This is a genomic window from Acinetobacter sp. BSP-28, from assembly GCF_044130285.1.
In the GTDB taxonomy this organism is placed as follows: domain Bacteria; phylum Pseudomonadota; class Gammaproteobacteria; order Pseudomonadales; family Moraxellaceae; genus Acinetobacter.
Map to the genome: position 1 here is coordinate 132,536 of NZ_JBIQOB010000006.1, position 24,697 is coordinate 157,232.

A 24,697-nucleotide genomic window follows, 5' to 3' on the forward strand; every position below is an offset into this window, starting at 1 on the left:
TTTAATTTCAAAAAAATTAAGCAAAGTGTGAACGTTGAGTTAGCTCAATTCTTGAGGATCTATATCGAGTGTAAGTTTCATGGTTGAGGGCTTTTGATGCAACATATTTTGCCACCAGTTACGGATATAAAAGTGTAATCGCGCTCGATCTTGCGACAACAACACCATATGCGCCTGATAGCGCCCAGCCTTGCGTTCCATTGGGGCGGGAATCGGTCCCCAGATATCAATCAGGTTCTCAGAAACCTGTCTTAAAGCCTGGGCATGCTGTTGCAAGAACTCCTGATTTTGTTCCTGACTTTTCGATTCACAACGAATTAAAGCTGCATAACGAAAAGGTGGCAATAACGCAGCTTGGCGTTCTTTTAAGGCCTGTTTGGCAAAATGACGGTAATCATCCTGAATCAAGGTATTTAATAAGGGATGATCCGGTCTCAGGGTTTGCAAATAGACTTCACCTTTGCGTTCACCGCGTCCAGCCCGTCCAGCAACCTGTACAATCAGTTGTGCCGTGCGTTCGGTGGCTCGGAAATCAACACTGAGCAGGCCTGAATCAATATCTAAAATGGCCACCAAGGTGACATAAGGAAAGTGATGCCCTTTGGCCAGCATTTGCGTGCCGAGTAAAATGACTGGTTCACTTTTCTGGATCTTGTCATAAATTTTTTGCCAGCTGCCGACCCGACTGGTCGAGTCACGATCGACCCGAATCACGTCAAAATTGGGAAATAATTGTTGTAAATGTTCTTCAACTTTGGCAGTACCCAGACCAATCGGTTTTAATTCACTATGCTTGCACTGCGGGCATTGCTCCGGCAGACGGTGAATGCTACCACAGTGGTGACAATGCAAATGCTGATAAGGCTGGCGATGGACGGTAAAGTTGGCATCACAATGCGGGCACTTGGCCTGCCAGGCACAGCTTTCACAAATCAGAACCGGGGCATAACCGCGACGGTTTAAAAATACCAGTACCTGTTCTTTTTTATCCAGACGTTTTTGCATTTCATCAATCAGGCTTTGGCTAATACCATTCTGTTTTTGCGCAATTTTTAGGTCAATTAGATGAATCTTTGGCATCACTGCCGCACCAGCACGCTGATTGAGTTCTAAACGGGTCATTTTCCCCGATTCAACCAGGGCATAACTGTCGATACTGGGGGTGGCTGAACCTAAAATAATTGGACAACTTTCAAGATGCGCACGATACATGGCCACATCACGGGCATGATAGCGAAATCCTTCCTGTTGCTTAAAAGAGAGGTCATGTTCTTCATCTAAAATGATTAAGCCCAGATTGGGCAACGGCGTATAAATGGCAGAACGTGTGCCTAAAATAATCGAGGCTTTGCCGGTTTGGGCAGCCTGCCAGGCTTGTAAGCGTTTTGAGTCATTCAACCCGGAATGCAGCAGTACAATATTGCCATGAAAACGTGACTGGAAACGGCTAATGGTTTGTGGTGTTAAACCAATTTCAGGAACTAAAACTAAGACTTGCTTGCCCTGTTTCAGCACCTCTTGCATGATCTGCAAATAGACTTCGGTTTTACCGCTCCCGGTCAAGCCATCCAGTAAAAAAGCCTGATATTTTTTCTGGGCTTTCAACACCTGTTGAATGGCTTTCTTTTGATCTTCATTCGCCGTTAACGGCATTTGCGCCAGTGTGACCGGTTGTGGACTAAAATCCTGATTTTCTAAAACACATTTAATAATGTCTTTTTTTTCTAGGGCCTTGAGTGTTGCAGTTTCAATGCCAGCCAAATTTAAAATATTTTCCGTAGTGCCTTGAGGATGCAGTTTTAAAACTTTATAAGCCTGTTGCTGTTTTTCAGAGCGGGTCAGTTTTGCTTCAGCAGCCAAATCCAGCACTTTCCACATGCGTGCCAATAAATTATAGGGTTTACCCTGGCGCAAAAACGTCGGCAAAGCACTCTGAAAAACTTCGCCAATCGGAAATTGATAATATTGGGCTGACCAGATGAGTAAATTTAAGATTTTCTGATCTAAAAGCGCTTGATCATCCAGCAGCTCGGTAATGGCTTTGAGTTTAAAACGCGGATCAATCGGGGTGTCAGCCGTTAATTTCTCGACAATAATACCCATCAGATTTTGACGACCAAACGACACGGCAACACGTGCCCCCACTTCAGCTTGCTGGTATTGTTCAGCTGTCAGGGTGTAATCAAAACAGTCATAGATATGTACAGGTACGGCAACACGAATGCGATAAATGTTGGCTGGAGTCGATGGTGTATTTGGCATAAATAAGGGTCAAATAGTCCTGATCAAATTTCGTCGTGCTCAAGATAGAGTTATGTTAGAGTGAGCAAATCATTTATGTATAAGAATATGAATGATTTTGGTGGTCAGACGCAACAGCGCTGAAGCAAATTTTAGAAAATTAGAGCATCACAATGCCTGCATATCAATTTACTGCCATCGATGCTTCAGGGAAGCAGCAAAAAGGCGTGTTAGAGGGTGATTCAGCACGTCAAATTCGTCAACAGTTAAGAGACAAAGCGCTTATTCCTGTGACTGTTGATCCTGTTGAGCAAAAAGACAAGCATACCTCACAACGCTGGTTTCAGAAAAAAATCACGGCTTATGATTTAGCCTTGTTTACCCGTCAACTCTCAGTTCTGGTTGCTGCCGGAATTCCTTTAGAAGAAGCACTACGGGCTGTGGGCAAGCAAAGTGAAAAGGCTCATGTGCAAAACTTGTTGATGTCGGTGCGCTCAAAAGTCATGGAAGGTCATTCGCTGGCCAATGCCTTGCAGCAAGCCGGACGTTTACCCGATTTATATATTGCTACTATTGCAGCGGGTGAACGTTCGGGACATCTTGATTTAATTCTGGATCAATTATCAGATTACACCGAAAATCGCTTTGCCATGCAAAAGAAAGTGCAGGGCGCAATGATTTATCCGATTATTCTCATGCTGATGTCTTTTGCCATTGTGATGGGGCTGATGACCTATGTGGTTCCGGACATTGTCAAAACCTTTGATCAAAGCAAAGATACATTGCCCTGGATTACCGTGGCGCTGATGAAAGCCAGTGATTTTATTCGTGTGGCATGGCCGTTTTTGTTAGTCGCCAGTGTGGTGGGTTTTACTGCTTTAGTTCGCTTTTTAAGAACCGCTGCAGGACATTATGCGTTTGACCGTTTAACGCTCAAGTTGCCATTATTTGGTAAATTATCACGTGGTATAAATGCGGCACGCTTTGCCAGTACCTTATCGATTTTGACCCAGTCTGGCGTACCTTTGGTCGATGCACTTAAAATTGGTGCTGCGGTCAGTAATAACTGGGTGATTCGGGATTCAGTCAATTTGGCAGCCGAGCGAGTCACTGAAGGTGGCAACCTGGCCACGCAACTAGAGCGTAGTGGTTATTTCCCACCGATGATGGTACAAATGATCAAAAGTGGCGAAGCGTCGGGCGAGCTGGATCGTATGTTGGAGCGTGCCTCGACCATGCAGGATCGTGAAGTGACTACACTCATTTCAACCTTACTGGCCTTGCTTGAACCGCTGATGCTGGTATTGATGGCAAGTATTGTGTTGGTGATTGTGATTGCTGTGATGCTGCCGATTGTGAATATGAATAATATGATTTAACCCATTTTTATAAAGATAATGATTTTTACGAGAGAATGAGATGCACGGGAAACGATATCAAGTGAAGCAGTCTGGATTTACCCTTATTGAAGTGATGGTGGTGATTGTAATTTTAGGTGTTTTGGCTGCACTGATTGTTCCGAATGTGATGGGACGCGGTGAAAAAGCCAAAGTCGATACTTCAGCCATTACCTTAAAAGGTGTTGCCGGGGCTTTAGATCAATACAAGCTGGATAATGGTAAATATCCGTCCATGCAGGATGGCGGTTTAGATGCACTGGTTAATCAGCCAGCTTCGGCTAAAAACTGGATGCAGGGTGGTTATGTCAAAGGTGGCTATCCCAAAGACAGCTGGGAAAATGATATTCAATATGTGATTCCAGGCGCTGAAGGCCGGGCATTTGATTTATATTCTTTTGGCGCCGATGGTAAGGAAGGCGGTGAAGGTACAGATGCCGATATTTATTATCAGCCTTAATTGAGAATCATTATATATTTTGCTTTATGGAATATATCAATTCACTTCATCTGACTATTCAATAGAAGATGAAGTGATAATAAATCTTAATTATAAAATATATATTAAAATATTGAATTTAAACAGAATATATAATAATCACTATTTGAGAGTTATAATAAGAATTATTCCCATATTTATTGATTACAAGAATTGTAAAATATGAATAAATATAGTCTTTTTATTTAATTAAAACTGAGCATAATATCCTTAATGGTATTTTTAGCCAAGGAGAATGGAATGAAAGCATTAATAGTATCGGATGAAATTAACCAATTTCACTGGGCAATGCTCAAGTCTGTTCTTTTGATTTTGAGCTTGCTTCCCATTAGCCAGGGCATTCTAAGTTTATGGAATGCAACCGAAGGCAGTAGCCAGATCATGGTTGGCTTTTTTGCCATCAGTGTATTTAGCGCATTATTTGTATTGTGCTTTTGGTCTGCATTAAAAGCGACTGTACTCAACTTAAAACAACAACAGTCTTCAGCTTTAGAACAGGGTGTGGTGAAAGTTTATCGTTATACGCCGATGCTATTTTTAGCAGCCATGATGTCTTATTTGGTGACTCAGCTATAAATTCAATTTAATAAAAAAAACCGAGGCATTGACCTCAGTTTTTAGTGCCTTTTTATTCCTTCTCCCTCTGGGATGAGGAATATATTCCGCAAGAGGATGAGGGCGATTAATCATAAAAAATTTACCTCTCCCTAGCCCTCTCCTAGAAGGAGAGGGAACACTTAAAGCTAACGCCGTGATTTAAACGACACATCCACCTTACGGGGACGATAAATCCAGCCTAAAATTAGCAATAACAAGGAGAAGCCCAGAATTGGCCAATCACTGAGGCGCATATACAAGGTTTCGCCCTGCATGGCAGGTAGTTCACCACGAAGAATCGCGGTTTGATCTGTTGGTGCCTGTTTGACAATATGTCCGTTATGGTCGATAAATGCCGTTACACCGGTATTGGTGGCACGAATAAACCAGCGTCCATTTTCTTTGGCACGCATTTGTACCATTTGTAAGTGTTGCCAAGGTCCAGCCGTTCCGGTAAACCAGGCATCATTAGAAACAGTTACCAAATAATCGCTTTGACTGGCATTGCGACGAGTCAGGTTGGGATAAGCCACTTCATAGCAAATGGCAGCACCCAACGCATGGTTTTTGATATCTAATGGTTTCTGGTCACGTGCTCCACGAGAAAAACCACTCATAGACGGATCATTCTGTAATGCAGGGAGTACCCAGCTAAGCCAGCCCGATAAAGGCACATATTCACCAAATGGGACTAACCGCTGCTTTTTATATAAACCTTCAGATTCATCACCACTTGCCATAATGCTGTTGTAGTACATCGGGCGTTGTTCAATTTGTGATTCTTTCAAATCCCAATAAGGAAGACCGGTGACCCAGGCAGTTCCTGTTTTATTGGCCTGAACTTTCATGGCATCCAGAAAGGGTTCAATATCGGTCTGGAACATTGGAATGGAAGATTCCGGCCAGACGATCAGATCACGTCCCCATTCAGTCCGGCTTAAGTTGGCATAGATCATCAGGGTTTTGACCTGATATTCGGTCAGCCATTTCAGGTCTTGCGGAATATTGCCCTGAATCAGGGAAACGGAAAGCGGTTTCTCATCTTTTTCTTGCACAAAGTTGAGATAGGAAGCTCCCCAGGCACCCAGCAGTAAGATAGCTGAAGGAATGACCCAAAAGACACGCTTATTCAGAATTTCCACCAACGCACAAGCCAGTATAATCACTACAAACGAAACGCCGAAAATTCCGAACAAGGGCGCATAGCCATCGAGGAAACGTTCGGTAAAGGCATAACCGGCAAATAGCCAAGGGAAACCGGTGAATACCCAGGTTTTAGCCCATTCGAAGAATACCCATAGCGGTGCAAAAGTCAGTGGTGTTTCCGGGAAGAAGCGACGGTAGATCCAGGTTTGCAACGCGGTAAATAGTCCCATCACCAAGGCCATAAAGGCAATCATCAGTACGCTTAAGAAAGCACTGGTATCACCATAGACATGGATCGAGGTATACAGCCAGAAGGCGCCGACAAACCACAAGCCAAAGCCATAAGCCCAGCCAATAAAAAAGGCTTGTGGAGCAGAGCGTTTACGCAATGAAGCATAGAGCAGGGCTGGAGACAGCAGGGCCAGCCACCAGTAATAATAAGGTGCCAGTGCAAAACTGAACACAGCACCTGAAAACAGCGAAATTAAAAATGGATAAATAAATGGGAGCTGCTTTTGTTGTTGAGATGAATTTAACAGCTTATCAAAGTAAGTTCTCATTTACGGACAGCTCGAATCAGATGAATAGTACGGGCATCTGCTTCTAAAATGGTAAATTCCCAATTTTCAAGTTCAATCACTTGACCTTGTAAATCGCTGACTAGACCAATTTCTTGAAGCAATAAACCGCCGACAGTTTCTACCTCATCATCAGAAAATTCAGCATCTAAAACATTGTTAAAGTGTTCAATTGGTGTAAGTGCTTGAACCAGCCAGGTATTTGCTGTATGCGGATCATTGTCCGGAATGATGTACTGTGCTTCTTCATCGACCTTGTCATGTTCATCTTCAATTTCACCGACAATTTCTTCCAGAATGTCTTCTAAAGTGACTAGGCCTGAAGTAGTACCGTATTCATCAATCACGACGGCAATGTGGGTCTGGGTGTTTTTCAGCATGCGCATGACCTGATCGGAACGGGCACTTTCCGGTACGAACAGCGGTTGGCGCATAAGTGCACGAATATCCACTTTTGATGTAGGTTCAGTCAGAAATGGCAACAAGTCTTTAGCCAATAAAATCCCGACCACATTGTCCGGTTGATCGGATGAGAACACAGGAAAGCGTGAATGAGCAGATTCAACTAGCACATGCAAAATATCAAGTAGTTGATCATCTTCTTGCAAGCTGATCATAGCAGTTCGCGGGGTCATGACCTCACGAATTTTAGTGGCAGGAAGGTCAAGGACGCCTTCAAGCATGGCCACCGTATCGGGTTCTAAAAAACGACGTGAATCTTGTACTAATTTGAGCAGTTCGTCGCGAGTTTCGGGTGCTGTACCCAACCATTTGCGTAAGCCGCGCATACCCCACGACGGGCCTGATTCCTCGTGCATGATCTTTCCTAAAGACTCTTAATATCTAAAAAATGTAATTTTAATCATACCGTAGAAAATACAGTTGTCTATCGCTAATATTGATCTAAATCATAGGCAATTCAGTCAAAAAAATACGCTATCTCCTTCATTTTGCTGTATATCACCGGGTCTAGATGTTTATGCTAAAATAAGCGCAGATTTTAAAACCTGAGTTTTCTGATGTCTGAACCCTCTGTTACTCCAAGCATTCAATTAAACACCCGTGGATTACGTTGCCCTGAACCGGTAATGATGTTGCATCAGGCAATTCGTAAATCTAAGTCCGGAGATGTCGTTGAAGTGTTTGCTACAGATAATTCAACCTCTTGGGATATTCCCAAGTTTTGTATGCATTTGGGACATGAGCTATTGTTACAAGAAGAATGTTTAGATGAAAACGGCAATAAAGAGTTTCATTATCTGGTGAAGAAAGGTTAGAGAAATTCACAGCAAATTTTTGCCTCAAAGCCTAATAAAAAAAGCCCCGCTTGAAGCAGGGCTTTTTTTAATGTGTCTGAATGGTTTAAGCAAAGCTCAAACCATATGAGATCAAATTACATATTCGGGTAATTTGGACCACCGCCACCCTCAGGTGTTACCCAGGTGATGTTTTGGGAAGGATCCTTGATGTCACAGGTCTTGCAGTGGACACAGTTGGCTGCATTGATCTGGAAGCGTTTGGAACCATCATTCTCTTCCATGATTTCGTAAACCCCGGCAGGGCAGTAGCGCTGCGCAGGCTCATTCCATTTTGGTAAGTTCACGTTGACTGGAATAGAAGCATCGGTCAGTTTCAAGTGTGCCGGCTGGTTTTCTTCATGAACTGTATTTGACACGAATACTGAAGATAAACGGTCAAAGGTCAGCTTGCCATCCGGTTTTGGATAGTTCGGTTTGAAGTTCACTGCATCTACAGTTTTCAGGGCACCAAAATCTGTCACCAGGTCATGTAAAGTGAATGGCACTTTAAATACGTTTTGGTCGATGAAGTTAAACGCACCGCCAAGCCACTGGCCAAACTTGTGCATCGCCGGGCCAAAGTTACGCGAGTTGTATAACTCTTCTTTTAGCCAGCTGTTGTTGAACTTGTCAGTGTAAGCGGTCAATTCTTTGGCAAAGAGATCTTCACCTTCCGTCACACGGGCAACCGCCAGGTCACCGCCTTTTGCTACACCGGCAGCAATCGCTTCAAACACCGCTTCACCGCAGAGCATGCCGGATTTCATTGCTGTGTGAGAGCCTTTGATTTTGGCAAAGTTGAGGAAACCGGCATCATCACCAATCAAGCTACCACCCGGGAAGGTGAATTTAGGCAGCGAGTTGAAACCACCTTTAGTTACCGCACGCGCGCCATAAGAAATACGCTTGCCGCCTTCCAAATATTGCTTGATCAGTGGATGAGTTTTCCAGCGCTGCATTTCCATAAATGGATACATATGCGGGTTGGTGTAGGACAAGTCTACGATCATGCCCAAAGTCACCTGGTTATTTTCCGCGTGGTACAGCCACCAACCGCCTGAAGAACCGGTCTCTGCAAGAGGCCAGCCAGCGCCGTGCATCACCAGACCTGGTTTGTGTTTAGCTGGATCGATTTCCCACAGCTCTTTAATCCCTATACCGTAGTGCTGCGGATCTGAATTTTGATCGAGGTTGTATTTGGCAATCAGGCGTTTACCTAAGTGACCACGGCAACCTTCAGCAAATAGGGTGTATTTGGCATGTAGTTCATAACCCGGGGTAAAGTTATGGGTCGTTTCACCATCTTTACCAATGCCCATGTCACCGGTTTGAATACCTTTCACTGAACCATCTTCATGGTACAGAATTTCTGATGCAGCAAAGCCCGGGAAGATCGATACTTCCAGTTCTTCGGCTTTGGTGCCTAACCAGCGAACCACGTTACCTAAAGAGATGACATAGTTGCCATCATTGTGCATGGTTTTTGGCACCATCCAGTGTGGGGCTTCCTGAGATTTTTCATCCGACAGCAAGAAATAAGTTTTGTCTTGAGTGACCGGCACATTTAAAGGTGCACCTTCTTCTTTCCAGTTCGGGAACAGCTCATTCATGGCACGGGGTTCTAATACCGCACCAGACAAGATGTGCGCACCGACTTCAGAGCCTTTTTCCACGACACAAACCGACAGATCGTTCAGGTTGTTTTCAATTGCAAGTTGACGAATTTTGATCGCTGCAGAAAGACCGGCCGGTCCTGCACCTACGATGACTACGTCAAACTCCATCGATTCACGTTCGATGTGTTCCATGTAGGACTCCTCATATGATTAGAAGGTGGCAACCGTAATTGTTTAACCCGGTGCTGCCATGAGTGTTCTGTATGCCCAGACACAATTTTATTTCGTGTCCTTTATATTGTGGGCTAGTATAGTTTTAAACCTCGATCTAGCCAATTGGCTGAATCATATTATTTTTCCGTCAGCAGGGTCTTTAGTTATGATTAATCAAAATAATTCACCAAATCCGACGAAAAAAGTAGCTATTGCCGATGATAAAAATTTAATGGGCATCGCACAATACTTAAAAAGTGCACAGTCCGGTCACAAAAAGTCAATCCCACCTTTAGAACAATGGCATCCAAAGCATTGTGGTGCAATGGATTTAAAGGTAAAAGCCAATGGAGAATGGTGGCACGAAGGTCAATTGATCAAACGACAGGCCCTGATTGACCTGTTCTCAACCGTACTCTGGAAAGAGCAGGGTAAGTTCTACTTAAAGACCCCGGTTGAGCAGATTGAAATATCCGTTGAAGATGAGCCTTTATTTGTCAATCAGGCAGATCAGGTCGAAATTGATGGAAAGACCTATATTCAATTCACTACGACCACACAGGATGTGGTGATTGTGGATCCGGAACATCCCGTTTTTATGCGTGAATATGAAAGTGAATTGCGTCCTTATGTGCACGTGCGTTTTGGGATTAATGCCTTAATTCAACGTTCTGCTTTTTTTCATTTAATTGAAATGGGACAGCTCCTTGAAAATGACAAAAATGAAACCATTTTAAGCTTACAAAGTGGCGATTTTTGCTTGCAATTAGGCACCTGAGGTTTAAGCTTTAATCTTCCGATTTCTTGAACTGCTGAAAGTGGAACTATGACAGCCATTCATCCTATTTATCCTTTAATCGACCCAATGCCCAAGGCACAAGCTGATGCACCCATCGGGATTTTTGATTCTGGAATAGGCGGTTTGTCTATAGCGCAAGAAATTGCCAGACATTTGCCCAAAGAACGTATTGTTTATTATGCAGATACAGCCCATGTACCTTATGGATCGCGTAAGGATCAGGATATTCGTGAGCTTACCGCGCATGCCATTGAATGGCTATATCGTCAAGGATGTAAAGTAGCAGTCGTAGCATGTAATACCGCTTCAGCATTTAGTCTGGATTATTTACGTGATTATTATGGCGAAAATTTTCCTATTATAGGTTTAGTACCTGCACTGAAACCGGCCGTTCTGCAAACTAAATCCAAAACCGTGGCTGTACTTGCCACGCCTGCCACCTTTCGTGGTCAGCTGATTAAAGACGTGATACAGCGTTTTGCACTTCCCGCCAATGTGAAGGTTATTCCTGTCACCAGTCTGGATCTGGTGCCCTTTGTAGAAAGTGGTGCACAGATGAGTGCAGCATGTTTAGCCACCTTGAAAGAAATTTTGCAACCCGTGGTCGACCAGGGTGCCGATTATTTAGTTCTGGGTTGTACACATTATCCCTTCCTAAAACCTGCAATTCAGTCTATATTTGGTCAGAAACTGACATTAATTGACTCTGGACTGGCAGTTGCACGACAAACAGCCCGTATTTTGATCAAAAATCAATTGTTATTTGAGCAAGAGCAAAATAATGGCTTGCGTATTGAGTGCTATGTCAGTGGCAATAATGCAGAAAATTTAAAAACTGTGCTGCAGTACCTGATGCAAGAAGATTTGACTTGGGATATTCGCAATATTGGTGTTGAATAAATAAACAAATGCAGCTAGTCTTTTGAAATATATTAAAAAATTTTTCATATTGGGGTTGTTGAATTATATTGTGATTGCTCAGAAATGTGCCAGTCAGGATGTAATAAGCAATTGGAAGAGGATAACCAATGCTCGATAAGCGTTATCAGGTTTTTATTTCTACTTCTGGCAGTGAAATGCAGCCGGAACGTATTATTTTAGCTCAAACTTTAGTTGGTATGGGGTTCTTTTCTTGGGGATTAGAACAGCGAACGCCATTAAGCACCGCATTTGCACGTCGTCAGATTGATGATTGTGACTATGTGGTCCTGCTGCTAGGCAGTCAATATGGTGAACAATCTGTGTCAGGTGTAGGTTATATGCATCTGGAATATATTTATGCCGTCACCAAACAGAAACCGATTATTGTGTTTATGCACGAAGACCCGGCATCACGCGATGAGTCTTTACATGATCAAAAACCTGAATTACGCGAAAAATTTTTAGAATTCCGCAAATTATTACAACAAGAAGTGGATCAGGTTTTTACTTACCGTAGCCTGCGTGATCTGGAAATGGCAGTCCGTTTTAACATGCCACAAATGTTGGAACGTTATCCGGTATCGGGATGGGTGCGACCGCAAAATACCCAGGCTTTACATGATGAGATTGACCAACTGAAAGCCAAAATTGAGCAGCTTGAAACTGAAGTTGGAAAACGGGAAGTAGACCCGTTCCTGTCCTTGCCTAAAGTTTCCATGCATGAACTGTTTTCTTTTGAATATCGTATGCATGCCTACCAGGATGGCAATTTTAAGGAGCTGAAAATTCAGAAGAAGCTCACTTGGGCTCAGTTGCTGTCTATTTTGGGCAGCATGTTTGTCAATCCAACACCAGAAGAATATTTTTCCAAATGCATCAATGATTATTTGAATGATACAGGTCTGGCCGATGCTAGGGTAGAAATGCCGCGTGCGCATGCCGTTGCCCGTGCACAAATTAATATTCGTGCCTTACACAGTATTAAACTGCAAATGCGTCAAAATGACTGGATTGTCCCGTCAGGCCGGGATGACCGTCAACGGATGTTATGGCAGCTGACACTCAAGGGACAAAAGCTACTCGAAAGTAATTTGCTTGATAATGATCGTGTTTTTCAATTTAAATCCGCGTTTTAATCCATATAGAGAAAGTGCAGAAAGCTGTTAAAGTAAAGCAGTTCATTTCTATTGGAAAAGGGTTTGATGTCTTCTGCACCTAAAACGAAAGTCACGATTATTTTGGCCAATTTGGGTACGCCGGACCAACCAACTGTTGCTGCGGTTCGTCGGTTTTTGAAGCAGTTTCTGTCCGATCAGCGTGTCATTGAAATCCCGAAGCCAATCTGGCAAATCATTTTACGGCTGTTTATCTTGCCTTTTCGTCCCAAGCGTGTGGCACATGCCTATGAAATGGTGTGGCAGCAAGATTCACCCATGCGCGAAATTTTGTTGAATCAAGTCATTGAAGTAAAAAAAGCATTAAGCGGACAATATCCTGAATTTGAACTCAATGTCATTCCGGCCATGACTTATGGCAATCCAGGCATTCAGACTGCCTTGAATAGCTTGTCTCAGGATATTCCAGATCATATTATTTTATTGCCTTTATTTCCGCAGTATTCAGCCACCTCAACAGCCCCTTTATATGATGCAGTTGCCAAATGGATTTTGACACAGCGCAATTTGCCGGGTCTGTCCATTATTCGTGATTATTATCAGCATCCCGCATTTATTCAGGCTTTGGCACAAAGCGTACGTGACTATCAGGCCACACATGGCCAGCCAGAAAAACTGCTGATGTCATTTCATGGCATTCCTCAGCCTTATGCGGATAAGGGTGATCCTTACGCCGACCGTTGTCGTATCACGGCACAATTACTGGCAGATGCATTGGGCTTATCCGAGGAACAATGGGCCATCAGTTTCCAGTCGCGTTTTGGAAAACAAGAGTGGGTAAAACCCTATACCGATGCCTTGCTGGAAGAATGGGGCAAGCAAGGGGTGAAATCGGTTCAGGTCATGAGTCCTGCCTTTTCCGCAGATTGTCTGGAAACCCTGGAAGAGTTAGCGCTGCAAAATGCTGAAATGTTCCAGTCGGCAGGTGGTGGAGAATATGCTTACATTCCTGCGTTAAACTCTCGTCCAGATCATATCGCCTTGCTCAGTACACTGCTTCAGGCTAATCTTGATGGATTAAAGCAAACATTCGCTCACTAAATTTCCCTGAGGTTTCATATCATGCTGCAAGTCAAAATTGTTCCGGTCACGGCATTTCAGCAAAACTGTTCAATTGTTTGGGATGCAGAAAGCAAAGAAGCCATTTTGATTGATGCAGGGGGTGAGGCTGAAAAATTAAAAGCCGAGGTGGAAGCTTTGGGTTTAACGGTGAAAGCCTTATGGTTGACACATGGCCATCTGGATCATGCCGGAGCGGTGGGTGCTTTAAGCAAAGTCTGGAATGTGCCGGTAATTGGCCCGCATAAAGAAGATGCCTTTTGGCTCGACATGATTCAGGAAGCATCACAACGTTATGGCTTTCCAATTCCAGAAAAAGTAGAAGTTACTCAATGGCTGGAAGGCGGAGAAGTTTTAAAGCTGGGAGAGGAAGAATTTGAGGTTCGTTTTGCTCCGGGTCATACGCCGGGTCATGTGATGTTCTATAATAAAAACTATGGCCTGTTATGGACAGGGGATGTATTGTTTAAAGGATCAATTGGACGTACCGATTTCCCTCGTGGCAATCATCAGCAGCTGCTTGATTCCATTCAACGTGAATGTTTTAGTTTGCCGGATGAAACACAATTTATTTCCGGTCATGGTCCTTTAAGTACCATTGGTTTTGAAAAACAGCACAATCCTTTCGTGGCAGGTAAAGCGGGTTAATGCCTTGTCGTAAGAGATTGGTGAATTCATTTCATCAATCTCGGTGAAAGGGTCCACTGCGCAGCTGTTTTAATTCCAGGGCAATGATAATAGCTGCCAGAATGAATAAAATGCCAATCGCAATAATAATGCCATCACCGGTATAGATGCCAAAAATCAGGCCCATAAGGCTGAGACTGACAAACAGAAAAAATAGAATTTTTAAGCACCAAAGACCCATGGAGTTCTCCTTTTTTTATAATTTTAAGGGTTATAGTGATTCGTTTTTATCATTATTAGGCTTCATAGCCAAGATGTACTATTTAAGTTCAGTTTTAAGTGTTCAGTTATTCAGAAAAATTTTATTCCTCTTTTTATAGGGCAATTATAGTTTAAAAAGTGAGAACAGGTTATTCTTTTTGTCGATAAGTAATAAAAAATTAACATTTGTAAGATAGTGTTTTTAATTATTTCTGCAGATTAATTTTCATTACATAATGAAAAAAATAAGGACAAATTTAATACGAATTTAGGGACAGTTTCACTTTTTTCTTTATAAAAGGTTGAAGTGAGTCACGGAATTTATAATTTATTATTTAGGGGTAGCTGGTGAAGCTCATATTTACAAAAATAGCGCTGTTGATCTTTACTTTTCTAATGTTTGCATGTCTGGGTTTAGGGTTTTATAGTCACGATTTGCTCATTACGGCGATTGGTATCCTTCTGATTTTTTGTATTATTCTTTTAAGTTTAGAATATAAAAAAATGCTTTCCAATCCATTTGATTAAGGTGGATTAATACATTTTATCCACCTGTAGATGAGCTTTTGCTGCTAATCAGGAAGATTAAAAATCATCTTGTTCACCACTATTATCTGCCTGGGGTGCATCTTGAGTAGGCAGTTTATATTCATCATTGGCCCACGCCCCAAGATCAATCATTTTGCAACGTTCTGAACAAAAAGGACGGAATTCATTGCCTTCCCAAGTGGTCGGTTTGCCACAGCGTGGACACGGAAAAGTACGGGGCATGTTATTCTCCGAATAAAAATAAGGATTCAATTAGGCAAATACAGTCGCTCTTGCTAGACTTGAGCGGATTTTTGTTAGTTTGATCTGATTATGCCAATTCGTCAATTTCAAGCACAGCGTATGCATGCGCCTCGTGATTTTCAAATGATTAGCCCAGATCCAGTTTGTGTGGAAATTGGTGCCGGTAAAGGTAAACATGCCTTGCTATTTTCAGCTCAAAATCCTGAAAAAAAATTGATTGCCATTGAGCGCACACGTGAAAAATATCTGGCCATGCAAAAACAGCATGCCTTGGAAGGACAAACGAATTTACAGGCGATTCATGCCGATGCCATGCCCTGGATTGTGCATGCCTTATTGCCTGCTCAAGTGCAGCAGTTTTTTATTCTCTATCCCAATCCAGAACCGCATAATCCGGCACAACGCTGGTTAAACATGCCATTTTTTGAATTTTTACTGTCACGCTTACAGCCGGGTGGAACAGTCACTTTGGCCAGCAACATTCCTGAATATATTGAAGAAGCACAGCAACAGTTAATCGATGTCTGGAAATTACCTTTTGTTAAAGAAGTGATTCCAGCTACATCGGCACGTACCCATTTTGAAATTAAGTATCTGGAGCGTGGTGAATTGTGTCAGCAACTGATCATTAGCAAACCTGAAAGCTATACGACGCGTTTTGATGATTTTATACCTTTGCAAGGGCAGAATCCGGTTCAAGCTGTAGCATCAGAAGCTGATGTGAAAAACGCTGAATGAGTAGCTTATGAAAAAGCGCGTTGCAATTATTGGGGCGGGTCCCGCCGGTTTAATGGCCGCAGAGCTGTTAAGCCAATATGGTTACCAAATTCATGTCTATGAACAAAAGCCATCTGCCGCACGCAAGTTTTTGATGGCGGGTAAAACCGGGCTGAATATTTCCCATGCCGAGCCAATCGAGCAATTTATTCAGCGTTATGACCAGGCAGAATGGCTGGCGCCTTGGGTAAAAAAATGGGATGCCCACTGGATTCAGCAATGGATGCAGGATTTAGGCATTGAGTCTTATATCGGTTCGTCAGGACGGGTATTCCCAGTCGAAATGAAGGCTGCACCTTTACTGCGTGCCTGGTTGAAACGTCTGGCTGAAAACGGGGTAATATTCCATTATCGCCATCAGGTATTGAATTTAAAGGCTCAGCAACTGGGTATCCGGGATTTAACAATACAGCAAGACAAGCAACAGGTTTTTGATGCCATTGTCATGGCCTGTGGCGCGGTGTCGTGGTCGCAACTGGGTAGTGACGGTGCATGGCAGCAATGGCTGCCCGCGCAGGACATTGAAACCTTTCAGGCCAGTAATGCCGGGGTGGAACGTACCTGGTCCAAGTTTATGCAACCGGTATTTGGCCAGCCTTTAAAACGTGTTGAAGCCTGGGTAGAAGGTCAGGCCAAAACCATGGGCGATATCGTGATTACCCATTATGGCCTGGAAAGCGGTTTGGTCTATAAGCAGGGACGGGCATTACGTCAGCAGTTAAAATATGGTCAGGCCATGCAACTGTATCTGGATTTGCTTCCCGAGCAAAGCATTGAGCAATTGGCAAAAAAATTACAGCCGAGTAAAAAGCAGTCGTTGAGTAATGTCTGGCGCAAGGCAGGATTGGATGCAGCTAAAGCCAATCTGCTGCGGGAACTGGTTGCCAAAGATGTATGGAACGATCCGCTGGCTTTGGCCCAACAGATCAAGCATCTGCCTATTGCTTTAGCGGGATTCCGCCCTATAGAGGAAGCTATTAGCTGTGCCGGTGGAGTGAAACGGGACGTGCTGTCTGAACAGTTGCAATTAAAGTCCAACCCGCACGTATTTTGTTGTGGAGAAATGCTGGATTGGGATGCGCCAACGGGTGGCTATTTGCTAACGGCCTGTTTTGCTACTGGTCGGGCTGCAGGTGAGGGTGTGCATGCTTATCTGGATGCACAAAAATAACAGCACAGATTTTGAATGAACATTTGAAGCGTGCTAAGTTGCACTTTCAATCTTGATAAAAAATGCAGCAGTTATGTCTGAACAAAAGCGATATACAGGAAGTTGTTTGTGTGGCGGTTTACGCTATGAAATTCAGGGTGAAATTGGCGACATCGTGCAATGTCATTGCCAGCGCTGTCGTAAAGCCAATGGTAGTGCTTTTGCCACCAATGCACCGATTCGAAAAGCCGATTTTCATATTGTGCAAGGTGAACATTTACTGAAAAAGTTCCAGTCCACTGAAACCACCCAACGTTGTTTCTGTAGTGATTGTGGTTCACCGATTATCAGCATTAAAACAGAAACGCCTGAGCTGTACCGTTTAAGAATTGGGACGCTGGATACACCATTGCAGCAAAAGCCGACTCAACATATTTTTGTAGCATCCAAGGCAGAGTGGGATAGCATTTGTGATAGCCTGCCACAGTATGATGAACGTCCGTAATCATGCTGAAACCTGAAATTAAAGGATAAAGGGATCTAATGATCCCTTTTTTATGTACCCGATTTTAGTAGCCAGATTCAGTTGTCTCGGATTTGGCTACTTCAGCTTTTTTTGTTTCGACTTTATTCATTGCTGGATATTGCGCTTGCCAGTGTTCCAGCTGTTCCTGGGCATGCAAAAACTCACCTAGACCTTTGATCTGGTCCGTTGATTTTTTAATTGGTTTTGATGTTTTCTCTTTGTTTTCATCATAAAATTTGGCCTGATTCTGCCAGTATTCTGCAATCAAACCCTGAATATAGCGTCCTTGCTCGGTTTTTAAATCCAGTTCTTTGAGCATGGTTAACGCCGAGCGAATATTGTCGCGTTTACGGTTATAGGCAAATTCATCCGTCAGCGAACCTTGATCCTCCATTTTGACCAGTTCATCTTCCATTTCATCACTCATTTCGCTGAAACGTTTATCGAAGTCGGTCAGTAAGGCAATATCATGTTGATCATCCGGGGTTTGCGGGAAAGTTTTTACCGGTTCGGTAATCAGCTCCTGCATGACCTTATCTTCAAGCTGAATTTTATCGCTTTGAGATACTGTATCTTGCTTACGATCACAGGCACTCATCAGTACACTTGAGCACAGTAACGCAGGAAGAGCAAAGTGTTTGAATTGTAGTTTTATCATGATGACTCCTTTATTTCTGATCAATTTTTTTAAAGTCATAGGCATAGGTGACATAGGGAAAGGCGATTTCATCTTGAGGATGCTTGCCTGTGTACTCTAAAACGATCTGTTCAAATTCAGCTTTTAACTGCTGCTGTTCAGGCGCTGACATTGCAGCAATAAAACTGGTAGAGAGCAAGCGTCTGGAGACCACCTGCTCCACAGTGCCGACATGTTGCTGCTGAAAAGTTTCGGTATTTTTTAATTGAAACAGCGTTTGTTGCTCAAAGACCTTTTTCCATTGAGCGCTATGGTAACGTGGTGTATTGCCTTCCAAAGGTTCAATGTGGTCTGCCAGTGCTTTGACCCAGTCGACCTGAACATCGCGCTGATTCCAGATTAGTGCCAGATGCCCTGATGGTTTGAGCAGTTGATGAATTTGCGTTAATGATTCAAGATTGGCAAACCAGTGAAAGGATTGTGCACATACCACAGCATCTATACTATGAGCTGTTAAAGGCAGATACTCACTGGACGCCTGTAGCGTTTGAATGTCGGGATAGGCGCGTTCTAACTGTACCAGCATGGCTCGGATGGGTTCAATGGCAATGATGTGTGAGGTCAGTTGTTTTAAGTAAGGTAAGAATTTGCCAGTACCTGAACCCAGATCAATCACCTGCGACTGTTCACCCAGTTGGAGCTGATCACGTAGCCAATTGACGATGTCTTGTGGATAACTCGGGCGAACTTGTTGATAAAGTTCAGCGGCAGAACCGAAGCCTTTTTGAGCAGCAGGATGAAGTGATTGTGTCATATTTTGCGCTTTTTAATCTTCAGGGCATCTATAAAATAACATAGTCGCTTTTCGTAAATAGGCAAGGTGTCTATTTGTAGCATTGATTCTGATAAAGGGCCGATTTGCTTCGGTGTGGAAATGGATAAACACATTATTTTTGAAGACGAACAAATTCGTGCAATCTTTCTGAAAGGCTCATCGGATGAACTGATTTTTTCTTTTGGCGATTTAATTACCCGGGCCAAAGGTCTGACGATTAATGCCGAAAAATCACTGCATAAGTATAACTTTAATGTGATTGGCATTATGCCGAAGCAGAAATCCTGGTTTCCTGAAAGTTCGATGCGTGAGATGTTTGCCCAGATTCAGGAGCTGATTGCGCCGTTTAAAACCCGTATTGGCTATGGCGGTTCAATGGGCGGGTATGCGGTCATCAAGTATTCCAACCTGCTGGATTTAAAGCGCGTGGTGGCTCTGGTACCCCAGTATTCCATCGATCCTGAAGATGTCGAAGACCCGCGCTATAACATGTTCTTTCATCCCGAACAGAATGCCAATATGCGCATTCAGCCACAGGATGTAGCAGCGGAACGTGAGTATATCGTGGTCTATGATCCCTATTGTCCGGAAGACCGTGCGCATTATTTAAAACTTGAACAGGTGCTGCCAAAAATCGAGACCCTGAATCTACCTTTTACCGGACACGATGCCATTGCCGTGCTGGCCAGTTCAGAATTGTTGCGTGACTTTTTGCTGCATAAGTTTGATGCCATCCATTTTTATCGCAAAATCCGTCAGGTGAAAAAGAACAGCAAGTTTTATTATCGTAAAGTCATCGAAAACCTGTTGCCCCGACATCGCAATGCCTTGGGTTCAATTCTGGTCAATAATGATTTGCAACTGGACAGCCAGTTTTTTGACGCCAAGCTCAAGCAAAATTTACTTAGGGAATTGCTGCGCAATAAACAGGTCAGTCAGCAAGATTTACTGAAATTGGGTATACAGGTCAATTTACCGCAGGAAAATCGTAGCCAGTTGATGGACTGTTTTGGTCATGGCCTGGTATTTAATGTGATTAGCCAGAAAATTGAAAGTTATGCGGCCAGCGCTATCTCCCTGAATCATAAATTTCTGATTCCGATTTTTGCCAAGGGCAGTGGATTGGTACAAATTTCAATGAATAATGAGCGTTTTATCGTGGCCATGAATGACCGGCAGGTGATGAAGCTGTTTAAGGAGCAGGAAGCTTTAAGCGTCGGTATGCATCCTCTGGTCATTAAAAAATATAGTGATTTTTATCTGCTCAGTTATAAGCATTTAAACTTGAGTAATAATGAATATGGCAGTCATGAGTTGGTGGAAGATACGCCGCAAACAGCGCAATTTATTACCCAGCCTGAACCCATATCTGCCCTATAGCGTACAGACTCAGGGTTGAGCATGTACCCGGATTTGTTTTAATTTTGATCACTTGCTTTATCTTTAAATCGGTCTAAGATAGAAAGATAAGGCAAGTTCTCATTGCTCAAAATTAAACAATAAACCAATAATGGGTGCTTAAGGATGAAACTGAAATTTCTACCGGCTGTACTTTTAACCCTCATCTCTATATCGATACCTTCCTATACTTTCGCACACAGTCTAGATCCGACTTATATAATTATGGGTGGGGGATTGCTAGTGATTTTTGCCCTGGCAATCTACGTATTTTATGAAATTCGCAAGTCGATACAACTGCATATCAACAAACCCACTAAATAGTGGGTTTTTACATTTTTAGTGGCTAAATTTGGTTGAAAAAGAATGTAAAACTGGCTTTTAATGTCTGGGCAAAATATTTGCAGACCAATTCCAAACACAGTCAGGGAAAGCAGCATGAAAGCCGTATTTTTAGATTATGAATCGCTGGATCAACATGATCTGGATTTTTCTGCACTGGAAGCGGTGTTTGATGAGCTGGTACTTTTTCCAACGACGACTCAGGCACAGCTACTGGAACGTGTACAAGATGCAGAAGTCATTATCAGTAACAAAGTGCTGGTCGATGCCCATACCCTTCAGCAATGCCCGCAGTTAAAACTGATTTTAATTTCCGCAACCGGTACCAATAATATTGATCTGGTTCAGGCGCGTGAGCAGGGCATAGTGGTATGCAACTGTCAGGGTTATGGCACTGCGGCGGTAGCACAGCATACCTTAAGTTTAATGCTGGCTTTAGCAACCTCGTTACTTAAATATGATTGTGCAGTAAAACAAGGTGAGTGGAATAAAGCCTCACAATTCTGTTTGCTGGATTTTCCCATTATTGAGTTGGCAGGTAAAACGCTGGGTATTGTCGGTTATGGCGAATTGGGTCAGGCCGTGGCAAAACTGGCTGAGGCTTTTGGCATGAAGGTGCTGGTCAGTTCACTACCTAATCGCCCTACTGATACGACCCGCGTACCTTTTGCCGAATTGCTGCCGCAAGTGGATTTTCTCAGCTTGCATTGTCCTTTAACTGAAGATACCCGTGATTTAATTGATGCCCAAGCCTTCGATGCCATGAAACCGAGCGCATTTTTAATTAACTGTGCACGCGGAGGAATCGTCAATGAAGCAGCCCTTGCCGATGCTTTACGCCAAGGCAAAATTGCAGGCGCTGCAACCGATGTACTGAGTGTTGAGCCACCTAAAGCGGGCAATGTGCTGTTGGCTGATGATATTCCAAACCTGATCATTACTCCGCACAGTGCATGGGGCAGTGTGGATGCACGGCAACGTATTGTGCAGCAGATGCAGCAGAACGTACTTGCCTTCAAAGCAGGGCAGCCGATCCGACAGGTCAATTAATCTGTCTTTTCATAAATCAGCCTCTCTGTGAGAGGCTGAATGCTTATAACTCATTTGATTTATAACTTGGTTAATCAACTGGATTTTGTGGTGACTTATAGGCTGTACTTGAGCGACCGGTCGTGTGTAAGTGCCAGTTAATTATTGGTTGAAGGCTCGCTTAGGGGATGAGAAATAATCGGTGCAGGCTGGTCATTTGGGCTGCCGATAATATTATCTTTGGTTTCATTTAATTTCTGATTTACCGTAGCTGCTGCATGTTGCGACTTTTCTTTGGCAATGGCAGATTTTTCACTGGCAAATTCCTTGGTTTCTTCCCAGGCATTTTCGACTTTCGGTTTTACCTTGGCGATGCCTTTTTGCGCCGCCGTATCCACCTTTTCCGCCGTGTTCTGAACCTTCTGCTGGGCCTTATGACCGAGCACTTTAAAGATATTGGGATTATCTCCATAAGGTGCAGGTTGATTGTGGGCTGAAGCACTGGCTGTGCCCGTTTGAGCCCAAAGGGGAGTAGAGAGCAAAATTGCACTGCTCATTAATACCGTTTTCATCATTTTCATTGTGGGTTTTATTCCTGTTTTAGCGATTGGTTTAATTCATTTCAATATGATCTATTTGATTTTATTTTAAGAGTGAATTGGGCTTAAAACGTGAAATGTGGCGAAATTCATACAGATTCATAACATTCGAGATAAATCCGCGATTCATTAGGCAAGAAAAAAGCCCATTGATATGAGCTTTTTCACGATAGTTGGATAGGGATTTACTCTTGATTATTTTGGGGTGTTTCGATGGTGAGCCCTGAATGCGTTCTTCCTGAATAAGTGCCCAGTTCTGCATGAGTCTTACCGTTAATATCCATATTGCTTGGGTGTGAATGGTTGTTATTTTTACTGGCAAAGTTTTCGGTATTTTCTTGGGAGTTTTTGCTCCCAGTTCGAGTTTCATTCATACCTTGCTTAGTGTTTTCAACTTTGTCAGCAGTATTTTGATCACTGTCTTTTGCTTTTAGCTCTGAAGCTGCGTTGAGGGTTGAGTTGGCGAAAAGGGAAGTGCAAGCTAAAAGTGCAGTGCTAATCAACATTGTTCTGATTGTTTTCATAGCTCGATTTATCCTTGTATGACAAAACCCGAGTGTTAACCGAGTTTAAGACCGTTATTTTAATAGCTTAAATTGAGCAATTTTGAATTAGTGATTAAATTCACACGTTTTAGCAACACCAGATTAACAATCTGGCTGGAAATGTGAAAATCATTTACAAAGATAATGAATTAAATATTTGAATTTTATTGTTTTTATAAAAAGTAACCAAGAGCTGCGATATATGGATGAAGTTTTTACTGCTACCCATTTAGCAGGATAAAGCAGAGTTCAATTTAAGCTTGAAATAGCAATGATTGATAAAACCCGATGCAAAGAAAAAAGAATCACTGAATCGAAGTTGAATCAGCGATTCTTGGGTGTATTAGTCATGTATCAGTTACATTGTGCTAAAGCATCTTTATGAAAATAATGGCGTAGCGCAAGGAAGTTCTTTTGCACTGCTGCATCATTGAGGTCAAAGTTGTGTGCTGTACTTGTTCCATCTGTAGCAAAGACTGTCGAGCCGCCAGTAATTAAGGTATTTCCTTTAAATGACCAGTGTTCTATGGCTTTGCCCGCTTGCATGTTGCCGGTAAATTCGATCATGCATTTGTTGGTAAATTTGGTGAGTTTGGCTTTATTATCCACTGTGTCTGGATAGACTTCCAGATTCTGAACTTCTTCTAAGACACCCGTTTCAAGCTGCGGAATTTTAGGCGCAGTTGTACACGCTGTAAGAGCAATACCCGCAAGACCAGTCAAAATAATCGATTTAAATTTCATATGATTCTTTCTTGTTGAGTGTTGTTAGTTTGAGTATAAGTGATATAGGAATAATTTAGCTAGATAGAAGTATGTATATGAGAAAAAGAAGCCTATGAGTAACATACGCTTCTTATAATTCAAAATTAAGATAATTAAAAGTATATTTTATAATCGAAATTTGGGTTTGAAGATCTAATACTAATTAGAAATATTAAACTACGTCTTTCATTAATCTTGAAAATTGAGCATTAGGTAAAAATAAATCTCGAGCTGTATTCCCTACGATATTAGTTGAAATACCATCAAAGCTAGCACCTATGACACCTCCAACTAAAGGGATAGCTTTACCTAAATTTATAACACCTTTTGTTCCAAACTTTGTAAATAAACGGAATCCGACACGTTTGTTAATTTCGATAAGCATTTTGCCAGAAATACTTTCAATTGCTTTTCTTGTTAATTTTGAGCCAACGATAATACCTACATCTTTTAACATATCCTTTATTGCATTGCCTGTTAGACATGCATAAACGAAAGTTTTTACTTGATCATCTTTAATATCATAGCCGCACATATAGGCAATAGCGGCAACCATTCTAATTTGAACAAACATAACGCTAGCAAAATTAGCAGGAACAGCTACAGGCATTGTTGCTAAACCACCGATTCCTGTAAGAAATCCTGATGTTGCAGATTTGGTATTTTGCCATCTAATTAATGAATTGATCTTATTTTCTAAAGAGCCGCTTTCTTTTAGGTAAGAATCCGCTAACTCTTGAGCTGAATCGATCCCCATACCACCTGTAAGTGCTTTATCGTAAGTCCATTCTAAAACTTCCATAATTTTACGTTCTGTCAAGCTTGAATCAGCCATTTAACCCTCTTTGTTTTTAATAACTAATTTTATGGTTTTA

Annotated in this window: 26 protein-coding genes; 14 read left to right on the forward strand and 12 right to left on the reverse strand. The window is 42.5% G+C overall.

Features of this window, described 5'->3' with window-relative positions; genetic code table 11:
- Positions 1–39: 39 nt before the first annotated feature.
- Positions 40–2,262 carry a primosomal protein N' gene (locus ACE01R_RS06275; RefSeq protein WP_395549747.1) on the reverse strand — a complete coding sequence of 741 codons (2,223 nt, stop codon included), beginning with the start codon at positions 2,260–2,262 and terminating at the stop codon, positions 40–42.
- Positions 2,263–2,414: 152 nt separating this feature from the next.
- On the opposite strand from ACE01R_RS06275, the gene gspF reads away from it, so the two are divergent.
- From gspF to ACE01R_RS06290, 3 genes are all read left to right on the forward strand, one after another.
- On the forward strand, positions 2,415–3,620 hold the full coding sequence (gspF, locus tag ACE01R_RS06280) for a type II secretion system inner membrane protein GspF (RefSeq protein ID WP_395549749.1): 1,206 nt from the start codon (positions 2,415–2,417) through the stop codon (positions 3,618–3,620).
- Between the two features lie 40 nt (positions 3,621–3,660).
- Positions 3,661–4,098 carry a type II secretion system major pseudopilin GspG gene (gspG, locus tag ACE01R_RS06285; protein WP_395549750.1) on the forward strand — a complete coding sequence of 146 codons (438 nt, stop codon included), beginning with the start codon at positions 3,661–3,663 and terminating at the stop codon, positions 4,096–4,098.
- A 279-nt stretch (positions 4,099–4,377) separates the two neighbouring features.
- A complete protein-coding gene (locus ACE01R_RS06290) occupies positions 4,378–4,713 on the forward strand; it encodes a hypothetical protein (protein WP_395549751.1) in 336 nt (111 codons plus the stop codon).
- Positions 4,714–4,880: 167 nt separating this feature from the next.
- Here the strand turns inward: ACE01R_RS06290 and lnt are convergent, their stop codons facing one another.
- A complete protein-coding gene (gene lnt, locus ACE01R_RS06295; RefSeq protein ID WP_395549752.1) occupies positions 4,881–6,440 on the reverse strand; it encodes an apolipoprotein N-acyltransferase in 1,560 nt (519 codons plus the stop codon).
- On the reverse strand, positions 6,437–7,276 hold the full coding sequence (locus ACE01R_RS06300; protein ID WP_395549753.1) for an HlyC/CorC family transporter: 840 nt from the start codon (positions 7,274–7,276) through the stop codon (positions 6,437–6,439). The genes lnt and ACE01R_RS06300 overlap by 4 nt, the downstream gene beginning before the upstream one ends.
- 201 nt (positions 7,277–7,477) lie before the next feature.
- Here ACE01R_RS06300 and tusA point away from each other — a divergent pair, with 201 nt between their 5' ends.
- A complete protein-coding gene (gene tusA, locus ACE01R_RS06305) occupies positions 7,478–7,735 on the forward strand; it encodes a sulfurtransferase TusA (protein WP_395549754.1) in 258 nt (85 codons plus the stop codon).
- Positions 7,736–7,851: 116 nt separating this feature from the next.
- Here the strand turns inward: tusA and ACE01R_RS06310 are convergent, their stop codons facing one another.
- Positions 7,852–9,564: a 4Fe-4S dicluster domain-containing protein gene (locus tag ACE01R_RS06310; RefSeq protein ID WP_395549758.1), complete on the reverse strand. Its 1,713-nt coding sequence runs from the start codon at positions 9,562–9,564 to the stop codon at positions 7,852–7,854.
- A gap of 187 nt (positions 9,565–9,751) precedes the next feature.
- Here ACE01R_RS06310 and ACE01R_RS06315 point away from each other — a divergent pair, with 187 nt between their 5' ends.
- The 5 genes from ACE01R_RS06315 to ACE01R_RS06335 all read left to right on the forward strand — a co-directional run bounded on the left by ACE01R_RS06315 (position 9,752) and on the right by ACE01R_RS06335 (position 14,187).
- Positions 9,752–10,363 (forward strand): DUF1285 domain-containing protein, encoded by a 612-nt coding sequence (locus ACE01R_RS06315; RefSeq protein ID WP_395549759.1) that lies wholly within the window; start codon positions 9,752–9,754, stop codon positions 10,361–10,363.
- Between the two features lie 48 nt (positions 10,364–10,411).
- On the forward strand, positions 10,412–11,284 hold the full coding sequence (gene murI, locus ACE01R_RS06320; RefSeq protein ID WP_395549760.1) for a glutamate racemase: 873 nt from the start codon (positions 10,412–10,414) through the stop codon (positions 11,282–11,284).
- Between the two features lie 128 nt (positions 11,285–11,412).
- Positions 11,413–12,441, forward strand: coding sequence for a DUF4062 domain-containing protein (locus ACE01R_RS06325; protein ID WP_395549761.1), 1,029 nt, complete (start codon positions 11,413–11,415; stop codon positions 12,439–12,441).
- Positions 12,442–12,507: 66 nt separating this feature from the next.
- On the forward strand, positions 12,508–13,521 hold the full coding sequence (hemH, locus tag ACE01R_RS06330) for a ferrochelatase (RefSeq protein WP_395549762.1): 1,014 nt from the start codon (positions 12,508–12,510) through the stop codon (positions 13,519–13,521).
- Positions 13,522–13,542: 21 nt separating this feature from the next.
- A complete protein-coding gene (locus tag ACE01R_RS06335) occupies positions 13,543–14,187 on the forward strand; it encodes an MBL fold metallo-hydrolase (protein WP_395549763.1) in 645 nt (214 codons plus the stop codon).
- Between the two features lie 34 nt (positions 14,188–14,221).
- Here ACE01R_RS06335 and ACE01R_RS06340 read toward each other — a convergent pair whose 3' ends face one another.
- Positions 14,222–14,407, reverse strand: a complete 186-nt coding sequence (locus ACE01R_RS06340; protein ID WP_395549764.1) for a hypothetical protein — start codon at positions 14,405–14,407, stop codon at positions 14,222–14,224.
- Positions 14,408–15,012: 605 nt separating this feature from the next.
- Positions 15,013–15,198, reverse strand: a complete 186-nt coding sequence (locus tag ACE01R_RS06345; RefSeq protein WP_395549765.1) for a DNA gyrase inhibitor YacG — start codon at positions 15,196–15,198, stop codon at positions 15,013–15,015.
- An 84-nt stretch (positions 15,199–15,282) separates the two neighbouring features.
- Between ACE01R_RS06345 and ACE01R_RS06350 the strand changes: the two genes are divergently transcribed.
- The 3 genes from ACE01R_RS06350 to ACE01R_RS06360 all read left to right on the forward strand — a co-directional run bounded on the left by ACE01R_RS06350 (position 15,283) and on the right by ACE01R_RS06360 (position 17,651).
- Positions 15,283–15,957 carry an SAM-dependent methyltransferase gene (locus ACE01R_RS06350; protein ID WP_395549824.1) on the forward strand — a complete coding sequence of 225 codons (675 nt, stop codon included), beginning with the start codon at positions 15,283–15,285 and terminating at the stop codon, positions 15,955–15,957.
- A 7-nt stretch (positions 15,958–15,964) separates the two neighbouring features.
- Entirely contained in the window at positions 15,965–17,167 is a 1,203-nt protein-coding gene (locus tag ACE01R_RS06355) for a TIGR03862 family flavoprotein (protein WP_395549766.1), read from the forward strand.
- A gap of 73 nt (positions 17,168–17,240) precedes the next feature.
- The gene (locus ACE01R_RS06360) at positions 17,241–17,651 is read left to right on the forward strand and encodes a GFA family protein (protein WP_395549767.1); all 411 of its coding nucleotides are present in this window, start codon (positions 17,241–17,243) and stop codon (positions 17,649–17,651) included.
- Positions 17,652–17,715: 64 nt separating this feature from the next.
- Here ACE01R_RS06360 and ACE01R_RS06365 read toward each other — a convergent pair whose 3' ends face one another.
- Positions 17,716–18,330: a hypothetical protein gene (locus tag ACE01R_RS06365; RefSeq protein ID WP_395549768.1), complete on the reverse strand. Its 615-nt coding sequence runs from the start codon at positions 18,328–18,330 to the stop codon at positions 17,716–17,718.
- 10 nt (positions 18,331–18,340) lie between these two features.
- Positions 18,341–19,123 (reverse strand): class I SAM-dependent methyltransferase, encoded by a 783-nt coding sequence (locus tag ACE01R_RS06370; RefSeq protein WP_395549769.1) that lies wholly within the window; start codon positions 19,121–19,123, stop codon positions 18,341–18,343.
- 120 nt (positions 19,124–19,243) lie between these two features.
- Between ACE01R_RS06370 and ACE01R_RS06375 the strand changes: the two genes are divergently transcribed.
- Positions 19,244–20,524, forward strand: coding sequence for a hypothetical protein (locus ACE01R_RS06375; RefSeq protein ID WP_395549772.1), 1,281 nt, complete (start codon positions 19,244–19,246; stop codon positions 20,522–20,524).
- Between the two features lie 456 nt (positions 20,525–20,980).
- Complete coding sequence (locus ACE01R_RS06380) at positions 20,981–21,934, forward strand: 2-hydroxyacid dehydrogenase (protein WP_395549773.1); 954 nt, start codon at positions 20,981–20,983, stop codon at positions 21,932–21,934.
- Between the two features lie 137 nt (positions 21,935–22,071).
- On the opposite strand, the gene ACE01R_RS06385 is transcribed toward ACE01R_RS06380, so the two are convergent.
- From ACE01R_RS06385 to ACE01R_RS06400, 4 genes are all read right to left on the reverse strand, one after another.
- On the reverse strand, positions 22,072–22,494 hold the full coding sequence (locus ACE01R_RS06385) for a hypothetical protein (protein WP_395549774.1): 423 nt from the start codon (positions 22,492–22,494) through the stop codon (positions 22,072–22,074).
- A 203-nt stretch (positions 22,495–22,697) separates the two neighbouring features.
- Entirely contained in the window at positions 22,698–23,036 is a 339-nt protein-coding gene (locus ACE01R_RS06390; protein ID WP_395549775.1) for a hypothetical protein, read from the reverse strand.
- A gap of 375 nt (positions 23,037–23,411) precedes the next feature.
- Complete coding sequence (locus ACE01R_RS06395) at positions 23,412–23,801, reverse strand: hypothetical protein (protein WP_395549779.1); 390 nt, start codon at positions 23,799–23,801, stop codon at positions 23,412–23,414.
- A 193-nt stretch (positions 23,802–23,994) separates the two neighbouring features.
- Positions 23,995–24,657, reverse strand: coding sequence for an EcsC family protein (locus ACE01R_RS06400; RefSeq protein ID WP_395549781.1), 663 nt, complete (start codon positions 24,655–24,657; stop codon positions 23,995–23,997).
- Positions 24,658–24,697 lie beyond the last annotated feature (40 nt).

Coding starts and splice junctions, on each gene's coding strand:
- gspF (WP_395549749.1), top strand. CDS start 2,415: ATGCCTGCATATCAATTTACTGCCATCGATGCTTCAGGGAAGCAGCAA.
- ACE01R_RS06310 (WP_395549758.1), bottom strand. CDS start 9,564: ATGGAACACATCGAACGTGAATCGATGGAGTTTGACGTAGTCATCGTA.
- hemH (WP_395549762.1), top strand. CDS start 12,508: ATGTCTTCTGCACCTAAAACGAAAGTCACGATTATTTTGGCCAATTTG.
- ACE01R_RS06315 (WP_395549759.1), top strand. CDS start 9,752: ATGATTAATCAAAATAATTCACCAAATCCGACGAAAAAAGTAGCTATT.
- ACE01R_RS06300 (WP_395549753.1), bottom strand. CDS start 7,276: ATGCACGAGGAATCAGGCCCGTCGTGGGGTATGCGCGGCTTACGCAAA.
- murI (WP_395549760.1), top strand. CDS start 10,412: ATGACAGCCATTCATCCTATTTATCCTTTAATCGACCCAATGCCCAAG.
- ACE01R_RS06340 (WP_395549764.1), bottom strand. CDS start 14,407: ATGGGTCTTTGGTGCTTAAAAATTCTATTTTTTCTGTTTGTCAGTCTC.
- lnt (WP_395549752.1), bottom strand. CDS start 6,440: ATGAGAACTTACTTTGATAAGCTGTTAAATTCATCTCAACAACAAAAG.
- gspG (WP_395549750.1), top strand. CDS start 3,661: ATGCACGGGAAACGATATCAAGTGAAGCAGTCTGGATTTACCCTTATT.
- ACE01R_RS06365 (WP_395549768.1), bottom strand. CDS start 18,330: ATGATAAAACTACAATTCAAACACTTTGCTCTTCCTGCGTTACTGTGC.
- ACE01R_RS06290 (WP_395549751.1), top strand. CDS start 4,378: ATGAAAGCATTAATAGTATCGGATGAAATTAACCAATTTCACTGGGCA.
- ACE01R_RS06360 (WP_395549767.1), top strand. CDS start 17,241: ATGTCTGAACAAAAGCGATATACAGGAAGTTGTTTGTGTGGCGGTTTA.
- ACE01R_RS06395 (WP_395549779.1), bottom strand. CDS start 23,801: ATGAAATTTAAATCGATTATTTTGACTGGTCTTGCGGGTATTGCTCTT.
- ACE01R_RS06275 (WP_395549747.1), bottom strand. CDS start 2,262: ATGCCAAATACACCATCGACTCCAGCCAACATTTATCGCATTCGTGTT.
- ACE01R_RS06400 (WP_395549781.1), bottom strand. CDS start 24,657: ATGGCTGATTCAAGCTTGACAGAACGTAAAATTATGGAAGTTTTAGAA.
- ACE01R_RS06380 (WP_395549773.1), top strand. CDS start 20,981: ATGAAAGCCGTATTTTTAGATTATGAATCGCTGGATCAACATGATCTG.
- ACE01R_RS06385 (WP_395549774.1), bottom strand. CDS start 22,494: ATGAAAATGATGAAAACGGTATTAATGAGCAGTGCAATTTTGCTCTCT.
- ACE01R_RS06335 (WP_395549763.1), top strand. CDS start 13,543: ATGCTGCAAGTCAAAATTGTTCCGGTCACGGCATTTCAGCAAAACTGT.
- ACE01R_RS06345 (WP_395549765.1), bottom strand. CDS start 15,198: ATGCCCCGTACTTTTCCGTGTCCACGCTGTGGCAAACCGACCACTTGG.
- tusA (WP_395549754.1), top strand. CDS start 7,478: ATGTCTGAACCCTCTGTTACTCCAAGCATTCAATTAAACACCCGTGGA.
- ACE01R_RS06375 (WP_395549772.1), top strand. CDS start 19,244: ATGGATAAACACATTATTTTTGAAGACGAACAAATTCGTGCAATCTTT.
- ACE01R_RS06390 (WP_395549775.1), bottom strand. CDS start 23,036: ATGAAAACAATCAGAACAATGTTGATTAGCACTGCACTTTTAGCTTGC.
- ACE01R_RS06370 (WP_395549769.1), bottom strand. CDS start 19,123: ATGACACAATCACTTCATCCTGCTGCTCAAAAAGGCTTCGGTTCTGCC.
- ACE01R_RS06355 (WP_395549766.1), top strand. CDS start 15,965: ATGAAAAAGCGCGTTGCAATTATTGGGGCGGGTCCCGCCGGTTTAATG.
- ACE01R_RS06325 (WP_395549761.1), top strand. CDS start 11,413: ATGCTCGATAAGCGTTATCAGGTTTTTATTTCTACTTCTGGCAGTGAA.